The organism is Novosphingobium humi (genome assembly GCF_028607105.1).
Classification (GTDB): Bacteria; Pseudomonadota; Alphaproteobacteria; order Sphingomonadales; family Sphingomonadaceae; genus Novosphingobium; species Novosphingobium humi.
Window position 1 is genome coordinate 190,110 of record NZ_CP117417.1, and the last position, 9,891, is coordinate 200,000.

General features: G+C 64.0%; 12 protein-coding genes (1 of these 12 cut by a window edge). 7 read left to right on the forward strand and 5 right to left on the reverse strand.

The window, feature by feature from the left end; genetic code table 11:
• Positions 1-117: 117 nt before the first annotated feature.
• The 3 genes from PQ457_RS00835 to ssb are packed head-to-tail and all read left to right on the forward strand — an operon-like array spanning position 118 to position 2,824.
• A complete protein-coding gene (locus PQ457_RS00835; protein ID WP_273619206.1) occupies positions 118-381 on the forward strand; it encodes a FeoA family protein in 264 nt (87 codons plus the stop codon).
• Positions 378-2,222 carry a ferrous iron transporter B gene (feoB, locus tag PQ457_RS00840; RefSeq protein WP_273617941.1) on the forward strand — a complete coding sequence of 615 codons (1,845 nt, stop codon included), beginning with the start codon at positions 378-380 and terminating at the stop codon, positions 2,220-2,222. Before PQ457_RS00835 ends, feoB begins: the two co-directional genes overlap by 4 nt.
• Before the next feature lie 14 nt (positions 2,223-2,236).
• Entirely contained in the window at positions 2,237-2,824 is a 588-nt protein-coding gene (gene ssb / locus PQ457_RS00845; RefSeq protein WP_273617942.1) for a single-stranded DNA-binding protein, read from the forward strand.
• 52 nt (positions 2,825-2,876) lie between these two features.
• On the opposite strand, the gene PQ457_RS00850 is transcribed toward ssb, so the two are convergent.
• The gene (locus tag PQ457_RS00850) at positions 2,877-3,392 is read right to left on the reverse strand and encodes a YceD family protein (protein ID WP_273617943.1); all 516 of its coding nucleotides are present in this window, start codon (positions 3,390-3,392) and stop codon (positions 2,877-2,879) included.
• Entirely contained in the window at positions 3,389-3,934 is a 546-nt protein-coding gene (locus tag PQ457_RS00855; protein WP_273617944.1) for a ubiquinol-cytochrome C chaperone family protein, read from the reverse strand. The genes PQ457_RS00850 and PQ457_RS00855 overlap by 4 nt, the downstream gene beginning before the upstream one ends.
• A gap of 200 nt (positions 3,935-4,134) precedes the next feature.
• Between PQ457_RS00855 and PQ457_RS00860 the strand changes: the two genes are divergently transcribed.
• From PQ457_RS00860 to PQ457_RS00875, 4 genes are all read left to right on the forward strand, one after another.
• The gene (locus PQ457_RS00860) at positions 4,135-4,644 is read left to right on the forward strand and encodes an outer membrane protein assembly factor BamE (protein WP_273619207.1); all 510 of its coding nucleotides are present in this window, start codon (positions 4,135-4,137) and stop codon (positions 4,642-4,644) included.
• Positions 4,645-4,710: 66 nt separating this feature from the next.
• The gene (gene hslV / locus PQ457_RS00865; protein ID WP_273617945.1) at positions 4,711-5,286 is read left to right on the forward strand and encodes an ATP-dependent protease subunit HslV; all 576 of its coding nucleotides are present in this window, start codon (positions 4,711-4,713) and stop codon (positions 5,284-5,286) included.
• 6 nt (positions 5,287-5,292) lie between these two features.
• On the forward strand, positions 5,293-6,594 hold the full coding sequence (gene hslU / locus PQ457_RS00870; protein WP_273617946.1) for an ATP-dependent protease ATPase subunit HslU: 1,302 nt from the start codon (positions 5,293-5,295) through the stop codon (positions 6,592-6,594).
• Between the two features lie 51 nt (positions 6,595-6,645).
• Positions 6,646-6,852: a DUF1737 domain-containing protein gene (locus PQ457_RS00875; RefSeq protein WP_273617947.1), complete on the forward strand. Its 207-nt coding sequence runs from the start codon at positions 6,646-6,648 to the stop codon at positions 6,850-6,852.
• 30 nt (positions 6,853-6,882) lie between these two features.
• Here PQ457_RS00875 and PQ457_RS00880 read toward each other — a convergent pair whose 3' ends face one another.
• From PQ457_RS00880 to PQ457_RS00890, 3 genes are all read right to left on the reverse strand, one after another.
• Positions 6,883-8,739 (reverse strand): ABCB family ABC transporter ATP-binding protein/permease, encoded by a 1,857-nt coding sequence (locus tag PQ457_RS00880; protein ID WP_273617948.1) that lies wholly within the window; start codon positions 8,737-8,739, stop codon positions 6,883-6,885.
• Positions 8,740-8,788: 49 nt separating this feature from the next.
• The gene (locus tag PQ457_RS00885) at positions 8,789-9,712 is read right to left on the reverse strand and encodes a retroviral-like aspartic protease family protein (RefSeq protein WP_273617949.1); all 924 of its coding nucleotides are present in this window, start codon (positions 9,710-9,712) and stop codon (positions 8,789-8,791) included.
• Positions 9,713-9,878: 166 nt separating this feature from the next.
• A protein-coding gene (locus PQ457_RS00890) for a glycosyltransferase family 2 protein (protein ID WP_273617950.1) crosses the window boundary here: on the reverse strand, positions 9,879-9,891 show its final stretch. The gene runs 989 nt beyond the window's last position; only the last 13 of its 1,002 coding nucleotides appear in the window; the start codon falls outside the window, past its right edge; the stop codon is at positions 9,879-9,881.

A 9,891-nucleotide genomic window follows, 5' to 3' on the forward strand; every position in this document is an offset into this window, starting at 1 on the left:
CCGGCACCGGCCCGCTCCCCCGGCGCATCATAAATCTTATCCAGTTATTGCGAGTGAGTTGCAATTTGCTCCAAACTCTGGCAGCGCAGAAGCATGAACGCGCTGCCGGATAAAGTGATGACGCTCGACAAGCTGCCCGTGGGGCAAACCGCCCGCATCGTGGCCGTCGACTGGGCCACTCTTGTCGAGGAAGAGGCGCTGCGCCTGCGGGCGCTGGGCGTGGATGTCGGATCGAAGCTGTCGGTGTCGCATCGCGGCGTGTTTGGCGGGGCCGATCCGCTGGCGCTGCGGGTGGGCCGCATGACGGTGGCGCTGCGCCGCGCCCATGCCCGCGCGATGCAGGTCACGCTGCTGGAAAATGGGCTGGAGAGCGGGCAATGAGCCGCTGGCACAAGGCCGCGCTGGTCGGCAATCCCAATGCGGGCAAGAGCGCCCTGTTCAACGCGCTGACCGGCGCGCGGCAGAAAATCGCCAATTATCCGGGTGTGACCGTCGAAAGGCGCGGGGGGCGGATGATCCTGCCCAATGGCGCGCCGATTGAATTGACCGACCTGCCCGGCTCCTATGGCCTGACCGCGACCAGCCCGGATGAGGAAGTCACCCGCAAGGTGATCCTTGGCGAACTGGCGGGCGAACCGGCGCCCGATGTGCTGGTGGTCGTGCTGGACGCCAGCAATCTGGAACAGCATCTGGTGTTCGCGCAGGAAGTGATCGCGCTGGGCAAACCTACGGTGGTGGCGCTCAACATGATCGATCTGGCCGAGCGTGATGGGCTGGTTCTTGATCCCAAGGCGCTGTCGAATGCGCTGGGCGTGCCGGTGATCCCGACTGTGGCGGTGCGGCGGCGCGGGCTGACCGAACTGGGCGAGGCGATTGCGCAGGCCGAGGGCCATGCGGGCGATGCGCCCCATCCGCGCGCGCGCCTCGATCTGGCCGAGCGGCGGATGGAGGCCCATGCCATTGCCGATGGCGTGATCATTTCGGAAAGCGCCAAGCACCGCCTGCATTCGCGGATGGATGATGTTTTGCTGCATCCGTGGATCGGGCCGGTGTTTCTGCTGGGCCTGCTGTTTGTGGTGTTTCAGGCGGTTTTTGCCTGGGCAGCTCCCTTGCAGGACGGGCTGGAAGGTTTTGTCGGCCTGTTGTCCGATGCGGTGAAGGGGGCGATGGCGCCCGGCCTGCTGCGCGATTTTATCACCGACGGCGTGATGGCGGGCGTGGGCGCGGTGGTCGTGTTCCTGCCCCAGATCATCATCCTGTTCTTCTTCATCCTCGTGCTTGAGGCCACCGGCTATATGGCCCGCGCGGCCTTTTTGATGGACCGGATGATGGCGGGCGTGGGCCTGTCGGGGCGCAGCTTCATTCCGCTGCTCTCCTCCTTTGCCTGCGCGGTGCCCGGCATCATGGCCACGCGCAGCATCACCGATCCCAAGGACCGGCTGACCACGATCCTGATCGCGCCGCTGATGACCTGTTCGGCGCGTCTGCCGGTCTATGCGGTGATTATTGCCGCCTTTATTCCCAATCGCCCGGTGGGCGTGGTCGGGCTGCAAGGGCTGGTGCTGTTCGGGCTTTATGTCTTCGGCATTGTCGGGGCGATGGTGGTGGCGCTGATCCTGCGCCGTTCGGTGACGAAGGGCGCGGCCAGCGGTTTCATCATGGAAATGCCCAAATATCAGCTTCCGCGCCTGCGCGATCTGGGGCTGGGCCTGTTTCAGCGCGGCTGGATCTTTCTGCGCCGGGCAGGCACGATCATCCTTCAGGTGAACATCGTGCTCTGGCTGCTGCTCAACTTCCCTCAGGCGCAAAAGGGGCAGGATCAGGTCGATGCCTCCTTTGCCGGGCATATCGCCAATGGGCTGGCCGTGGCGTTGAAGCCCATCGGGTTTAACCGCGACATTGCGCTGGCGCTGATCCCCTCGATGATGGCGCGCGAAGTGGCGGTATCGTCCCTTGCCACCACCTATGCCGTGGCGGCGGGGGATGAGGATACAACCGCCCATCAGCTCTCGGCCCAGTTGCAGAAGCATTGGAGCCTTGCGACCGCTCTGGCCTTTCTGGCATGGTTCGTCTTCGCGCCGCAGTGTATTTCCACCATCGCTGTGACGCGGCGTGAAACAAATGGGTGGAAATGGCCCGGCTTCATGCTGGCCTATCTCTTCGCGCTTGCCTATGTCTTTGCGGGCATCACCTATTGGAGCGCGGTCGCGCTGGGGTTCTAGGCTAAGAGGGTTTCATGGCAGGCAGCGTCAACAAGGTCATTCTGATCGGCAATCTGGGCGCCGATCCAGAGGTCAAGTCGTTCCAGAACGGCGGGCGTATCGCCAATCTGCGCATCGCCACCAGCGAGAGCTGGAAGGACCGCACCACCGGAGAGCGCAAGGAGCGCACCGAGTGGCATCAGGTGGTCCTCAATTCCGATGGTCTGGTTGGCGTGGCCGAGCGTTTTCTGCGCAAGGGCAGCAAGGTCTATATCGAAGGCCAACTGCGCACCCGCAAGTGGCAGGACCAGAGCGGCAATGACCGCTATACCACCGAGATCAGCGTGGGCGGGGTCGGCGGCGTGCTGACCATGCTGGACGGCCCGCAGGGCGGCGGTCAGGGTGGCGGCATGGGCGGCGGCGGTCGTTCGGGCGGCGATTGGGGCGGCGGCTCGTCGGGCGGCGGTTCCTATGGCGGCGGTCGCTCGGGCGGCGGTTCGTCAGGCGGTTCGGGCGGCAGCGAGTGGGGCCGCACGTCAGGCGGTTCGGGCGGCGGCTTTGGCGGCGGCTCGTCCTCGGGCGGCGGGTATGGCGAGGATCTGGACGACGATATCCCGTTCTGATCCGGCCGTTCTGATCGCGCCGATAAGCGAAGGGGGCCTGATGGCCCCCTTTTTATTTCTTCTTCAAGGCTTCCAGCGCGGCAAAGGGGCTGGTGTTCTCCTGCCCCAGAATGCCGGCGGCCCGCACCTTGGCCGCCTCCGGACCTTCGGCAAAGGGATCGATGGACAGCGCCAGCGATTGCGCCACCGCCTCGCCCAGATCGAAACGTTCGCCGGTATAGGGGATATCGTCGCAATCCTCTTCGCTCAGCTCGATTTCCTCATCCGGCCCACCTTCGACGCCGGTTTCCGGCACAAAGCGCAGGTCCAGCTTCTCGCGAATCTTTTGCGGCAGATCCTCGGCCGAGATCGCGCAGGACTGCACCAGATCCGAGGACAGCGTGCCCTTGGCGCGGATGATCGCGCCATCACGGGTGATCGTGACCGTTGCGGTCAGATGGCCGATGGAAACAAGGTTGAACCGCTTGGCCAGCGCCTTGCATTCCTCTTGCGTGGCGGTCAGTTCAACCGGCTTGGGCTCAAGATGGCGGATGTCGATGATCCGCGAAAATTCGGGTGTATCGCTCATAGGGCGATCCTTCCTTCCAAAAGCGCGGCATCGTCAAGCGCGGCCAGATGATCGGCCAGTTGCCGTGCCCCCTGCGCCAGCGCGGCCAGATCGGCGCCGGGCGCCAGCGTCAGATTGCGTTCAAGCGCGGCGGCCAGATCGGCCTCTCCACCCAGCGCCGCGCGATAGGCGCCAAGGCGACCGCCCAGCACGCTCATCAACCGCCCGATATGTTTGCCCACGACCAGATCGCCCACGCCCGATTCGCGCAATTGCCCGTCCATGTCGGTCACGAACAATTCGGTCAGCCGCACCGAGGGCAGGCGCAGTTCCTCGGTCCCCTCCATGCGCAGCAGCGCGAGGGAAAGCACCAGCGTGATCGCGTCGAATCGCCCCGCCAGCGTGTCGGCGATGCCGGGCCGTCCGCCCGGCGCATACCATTCGCGCGAACGGGCCGCCGCGACCAGCGCGTGCCAGAGCGGACGCACCGCGGCGTAATCGTCGCTCTTGCCGCCAAACAGGCGCGAAAACAGCGAGGGCTTTTGTTGTGCAGCACTGGTCATGGCGCTTGGCCGCCGCTCCTTTTATCGTTCAGCCACTATTCAATCGCCCGCCCCCAAGCGCGCATAGCAACGAGAGTTGCGCATGGGGCCAAGGAGCCGTAAGGCGTTTTTCGGTAAGCATGGACTTGAGGCTTTGGCAATGCGGATCGGCGGAATATTCCCGCCGCGCGGCGCCCGGTCATAGATGGAGCAGTAGCGTGATGCGGGCAGTTTCGGGCAAGCTGGCAAAGATCGGCGTTTTGGCGCCTCTGGCGCTGGCGGCGATGGGCCTTGGCGGCTGCACCACGGTGCGCGACCATCGCGGGTTCTTTGTCGATACGGCGCTGGTCGATTCGGTGCTGCCGGGCGTGGATAACAAGATGTCGGTCGAGCGCACGCTGGGCCGCCCGACGCTGGCCAGCCAGTTCGGCGATCAGGACTGGTATTATATCGCCACCGACACCAAGCAACTGGCCTTCCGCCGTCCGCAGCCGACCGCGCAGACGATCCTGCGCGTGCGTTTCGATGCTAAGGGCAATGTGCTGGGCGTTGACCGCGCGGGTATGGAAAAGGTCGCCCGCTTCAACCCGGACAAGGATCTGACCCCGACGCTCGGCCGCAAGCGGACCTTCCTTGAGGATCTGTTCGGCAATATCGGCACCGTGGGCGCGGCCGGCATGGGCGGCGCGGGCGGTGCGGGCGGCGGACGTCCCGGCCCCAACGGCAGCTGATCTTTGGACCGTTGATCTTTCGGGTGCGGTCTGGACAAATTCCGGCCCGCTCCCATATGCCTATCCATGGATAGCAGCAAAGCTGGCCACGGGCTGATCCAGTGGCATGGCACAACCATCGTCGGCGTAAAGAAGGGCGGCAAGACCGTCATCGCGGGCGATGGTCAGGTGTCGATGGGCAATACGGTGATGAAGCCCAATGCGCGCAAGGTGCGCCGTATTGGTGAAGGCGGAAAAGTCATCGCCGGTTTCGCGGGCGCCACCGCCGATGCCTTTACCCTGTTCGAACGTCTTGAGCGCAAGCTGGAAACCCATCGTGGGCAATTGCTGCGCGCGGCGGTGGAATTGGCCAAGGACTGGCGCACCGACAAATATCTGCGCAATCTCGAAGCCCTGATGATCGTGGCCGATGCCGAAACCTTGCTGGTGCTGACCGGCAATGGCGATGTGCTGGAGCCTGAAGCCTCGGAAAATGGTACGGTTACGGCCATTGGTTCGGGCGGCAATTATGCGCTGGCCGCGGCGCGCGCGGTGTCCGATTATGAAGAGGATGCCGAAAAGATCGCCCGCCGGGCCATGGCTGTCGCCGCCGAGATCTGCGTTTTCACCAATGACCGCGTGACGGTCGAGACGATTGGCTGATTCCCCATGAATGACAATCTGACCCCCAAGGCGATCGTGCGCGCGCTGGATGAACATATCATCGGCCAGCAGGACGCCAAGCGCGCGGTGGCCGTGGCCCTGCGTAACCGCTGGCGGCGCCAGCACCTCTCGGCCGATCTGCGCGATGAGGTGAGCCCCAAGAACATCCTGATGATCGGGCCGACGGGTTGCGGCAAGACCGAGATCAGCCGCCGTCTGGCCAAGTTGGCCGATGCGCCCTTTGTGAAGGTCGAGGCCACCAAGTTCACCGAGGTCGGCTATGTGGGCCGCGATGTCGAACAGATCGGGCGCGATCTGGCCGAGGAAGCGATCCGGCTGGAAAAGGCGCGCCGCCGCGAGGCCGTGCGCGAGGCGGCAAGCAAGGCGGCGATGGACCGTCTGCTCAAGGCGTTGGTCGGCGATGGCGCCAGCGAGGCGACGCGCGAGAGTTTCCGTCAGCGGTTGAACGAAGGCGCGATGGATGATGTCGAGGTCGAAGTGGAGGTCGAGGATTCGCCCTCCGCGCCGATGGAGATCCCCGGCATGGGCGGCGGCATCGGCATGATCAACCTGTCCGACATGCTGGGCAAGGCGATGGGCGGCAAGCCTTTGAAGCGCCGCAAGATGCGCGTGGCCGATGCCTGGGACCGGCTGGTGGATGAAGAATCCGAAAAGCGGATGGATCAGGACGATGTGGCCCGCGTCGCTCTGGCCAATGCCGAGGCCAATGGCATCGTGTTTATCGATGAGATCGACAAGATCGCCGTGTCGGACGTGCGCGGCGGTTCGGTCAGCCGCGAGGGCGTGCAGCGCGACCTGCTGCCGCTGATCGAGGGCACGACGATTGCCACCAAATATGGCCCGATGAAGACCGACCACGTCCTCTTCATCGCCAGCGGCGCGTTCCACGTGGCCAAGCCCAGCGATATGCTGCCCGAATTGCAGGGGCGTTTGCCGATCCGGGTGGAATTGAAGGCGCTGTCCGAAGAGGATTTCGTGCGCATTCTGGCCGAAACGCGCGCCAATCTGGTCGAGCAATATCGCGCCCTGTTGGGCACCGAGGATGTGACCGTCGAATTCACCCCCGGGGCCGTGCGCGCCATTGCCCGTACCGCTGCGCAGGTGAACGAGAATGTCGAGAATATCGGCGCCCGCCGGTTGCAGACGGTGATGGAGCGGCTTTTGGAGGAATTGTCCTTTGAGGCCGAGGACAAGCGCGGCGAGACGATTATCATCGACGAGGCCTATGTCGAGGCTCGGCTGGATAATCTGTCACACGACACCGATCTGTCGAAGTTCATTCTCTGATGATGCGGGGCGGCGCTTGCGTCGCCCCATCTTTTGCAGGATCACCGGCCCATGACCGAGAAAACCTATCAGACCCCCGATGATCGTCCGATCTACCGCCTGTTGACTGGCAAGGACGACCGCGCCTTTTGCGAGCGCGTCTCTGAAGCGCTGACGCAGGGGTGGCGGCTCTATGGCTCGCCCACGATGACCTATGATGCGGAAAATGCCTGTGTGAAGGTCGGGCAGGCGGTGGTCTGGCACGAGCTGAAGATCTGAAAAAAAGGGCCGGTTGATCCGGCCCTTTTCCTATTCGGCGGCGTTGGCGACCGCTTCGCTCGTCTCATTGGCCTGAGTCTCATTAGCTTGTCGGGCCCACATTTCGGCATAGAGCCCGTCCATCCGCAGCAATTGCGCATGGTTGCCCTGTTCGACCAGCCGCCCGTCCTGAAGCACCAGAATAGAGTCGGAATCGACGATGGTGGACAGGCGGTGGGCGATCGACAGGCTGGTGCGGTTTTCCGACAGCGCATGGAGCGTGGCCAGAATATCCTGCTCGGTTCGCGTGTCGAGGGCGCTGGTGGCTTCATCGAGCAACAGGATCGGCGGGTTCTTGACCAGCGTGCGCGCAATCGCCACGCGCTGCTTCTCGCCGCCCGAGAGTTTCAGCCCGCGTTCGCCCACCTCGGTGTCGAAACGCGCGGGCAGGCGTTCGATCAGGCCCGAGAGCGCGGCGGCCTGTGCGGCGGCCTCGATCTGGGCGGGTGTGGCCTCGCCGGTCGGGTGGCCATAGCCGATGTTATAGCCGATCGTGTCGTTGAACAGCACCGAATCCTGCGGGACGATGCCCAAGGCTGCGCGCAGCGAGGTTTGCGAGACCTCGGCAATATCCTGACCATCGATCAGGATGCGGCCCGACCACGGATCGTAGAAGCGGAACAGCAGGCGCCCGATCGTGCTTTTGCCCGCGCCCGACGGGCCGACCAGCGCGACGTGGTGGCCGGCAGGCACTTCAAACGACAGGCCCTTCAGGATCGTGCGGTCGCGATCATAGCCGAACACGACATCCTCAAACACCACCGAGGGCCGCCGTACCACCAGCGCGGGCGCGCCGGGCTTGTCCTGCACCTCCTGCTCGGTGTCGAGCAGGCGGAACATGTCGGCCATGTCGATCAGCCCCTGCCGGATGGTGCGATAGACCATGCCCAGCATGTCGAGCGGGCGGAACAGTTGGGTGAGGTAGGTCTGGACGAAAACCAGCTGGCCCGAGGTATATTCCCCCTTGCTCCACCCCCAGACCGTATAGGCCGTGGCTCCCGCCATCAGCAGATTGACCACCAGCCCCTGCGCGATGTTGAGCATGCCAAGGCTGTTTTCGCTGCGCGTGGCGGCATCGGCATAGGCGCGGGTGGCGGCCGAATAGCGGGCCTCCTCGCGCTTTTCGGCGGCGAAATATTTGACCGTCTCGTAATTGAGCAGCGAATCGACCGCGCGCGACAGAGCCTGCCCGTCCAGCTTGTTCATCTTTTCGCGCAAATGCGTGCGCCATTCGGTGATCTTGCGCGTGACATAGATATAGGCCGCGATGCTGAAGGCGGTGGCCGCCACCAGACCCCAGCCGAAGTTGATCTGAAAGATCACCGCGACGATCACCAGTTGCAGCACCGTGGGGGCGATGTTGAACAGCATGAAATAGAGCATCGTGTCGATGCTCTTGGTGCCCCGCTCGATGGTCTTGGTGACTTCGCCGGTGCGACGGGCAAGGTGAAAGCGCAGCGAGAGCTGATGAAGCCGGGAAAACACGTTTTCGGCCAGAATGCGGGTGGCTTCCTGGCCCACGCGTTCAAACACGATGTTGCGCAGATTGTCGAAGGCGACCCCGGCAAAGCGTCCCGCCGCATAGGCGATGACAAAGAGCATCGCCCCCGTCATCACCTTTGGCCCGGCGATATTCATCGCGTCGATCGCCCATTTCAGGAAATAGGGCAGCGCCATCTGTGTGGCGGTCGAGGCCAGAATAAACACCACCGCCGCCACGATCCGCATCCGCAGATCGGGCCGGTCATGGGGCCAGAGATAGGGCAGGAACCGTCGCAAGGTCTGCCAGCCATCATGGCGCGGCGTCTTGGCGGAAGGGGCGGGCGAGGCGGAATGGTCAGGAGGCATCGCCCGCCTATGTAGGTGCGATGCGGCCAAACGCCAATGGCCGCTTCGTTCAGGAATTGGGTATCGAGGCGGCGGGCATGTCGAACATCACCCGCTTGGCCACGAAATCAATCGCGATCCGGTCGAACAGGCGCAGCGTGGGCATCCCCAGCAACAGCGCCGGGCGCCGGTCCAGCCCCATCAGCGCAAACGAGGGGGAATCGGTGAAGGCGATCGGCATGCCGGTGACCTTGAAACCGTCGATCGAGAATTGCCGCGCGGTGCCATATTCGGCCTGGATGCTCTGCCCGGTCACGCTCTGCAATTCGGTGCGCCCCGTCACGCGTGAACCCAGCGCCTTTTGCAGGGCGCGGTTGCCCACGCTGACATCGGAACCGGTGTCGATCACCACGTCGACCTTGACGCCGTCGATGACCGCATTGGTCATGACCAGTTCGCCCTTGTGGCGCCTCGCCTCGACCACGATTTCGAAGCCGTCGGCGGCAGGGTCCCGGCTCACCCGGTCGATCAGAGTCACTTCATTGCGGCGAAAGTCGATCATCACGCGCTGGCCCTGCAATCCGTCGAGGCCGATGATTCCGTCGGCGCCCACATCATTGGCCAGCAGTATCGGCAATTGCTTGCCCGACCAACTGCGGCGGCCCAGCTTGAGCCGGTCGACATTGACGACGCTGACCACGCGGGTGCCTGCCACGCCGGTCACCTGCACCTGCTCCGTGCCGGTCACGCCCAGTCGCGCGGCGACCATGTCCGAAAGGACCGTGCGCTGCGCCCCGGTGTCGACCATGAAGCGGAATGGCCCGTGCTCGCGCACGATGACCGGCACGGTCATGCGGTCGTAATCGTCGGATTTGGCGGCGATGGTTTCGGTCGGGCCGGATGCGGGACGTGCAACCGGCAAATCAATAGCACCCGCACCCTCGGCGCTGGTGCTGGCCAGCGCAAGGGCCAGGGCGATGGCGGTCAGAGCCATGGCCATTCTCTCCTGCATATGCGGCTTTAGCCGTCTAATGTATGAGTTATACGCCTATGCTGCGCCCTTGGCCAGCGCGAAGCGCAGCGATGCCCACGCAATTGTGCGCGGCAAAAAGCGGAATTTGCGGGATTTGGGCAAATGGGCAACGGGTTTGCCCGAAGGGTTATGTGATGGCC

Bases quoted from the DNA above. Each gene is read 5' to 3' on its own strand.
- PQ457_RS00835 (WP_273619206.1), top strand. From the start codon at position 118: ATGACGCTCGACAAGCTGCCCGTGGGGCAAACCGCCCGCATCGTGGCC.
- feoB (WP_273617941.1), top strand. From the start codon at position 378: ATGAGCCGCTGGCACAAGGCCGCGCTGGTCGGCAATCCCAATGCGGGC.
- ssb (WP_273617942.1), top strand. From the start codon at position 2,237: ATGGCAGGCAGCGTCAACAAGGTCATTCTGATCGGCAATCTGGGCGCC.
- PQ457_RS00850 (WP_273617943.1), bottom strand. From the start codon at position 3,392: ATGAGCGATACACCCGAATTTTCGCGGATCATCGACATCCGCCATCTT.
- PQ457_RS00855 (WP_273617944.1), bottom strand. From the start codon at position 3,934: ATGACCAGTGCTGCACAACAAAAGCCCTCGCTGTTTTCGCGCCTGTTT.
- PQ457_RS00860 (WP_273619207.1), top strand. From the start codon at position 4,135: ATGCGGGCAGTTTCGGGCAAGCTGGCAAAGATCGGCGTTTTGGCGCCT.
- hslV (WP_273617945.1), top strand. From the start codon at position 4,711: ATGGATAGCAGCAAAGCTGGCCACGGGCTGATCCAGTGGCATGGCACA.
- hslU (WP_273617946.1), top strand. From the start codon at position 5,293: ATGAATGACAATCTGACCCCCAAGGCGATCGTGCGCGCGCTGGATGAA.
- PQ457_RS00875 (WP_273617947.1), top strand. From the start codon at position 6,646: ATGACCGAGAAAACCTATCAGACCCCCGATGATCGTCCGATCTACCGC.
- PQ457_RS00880 (WP_273617948.1), bottom strand. From the start codon at position 8,739: ATGCCTCCTGACCATTCCGCCTCGCCCGCCCCTTCCGCCAAGACGCCG.
- PQ457_RS00885 (WP_273617949.1), bottom strand. From the start codon at position 9,712: ATGGCTCTGACCGCCATCGCCCTGGCCCTTGCGCTGGCCAGCACCAGC.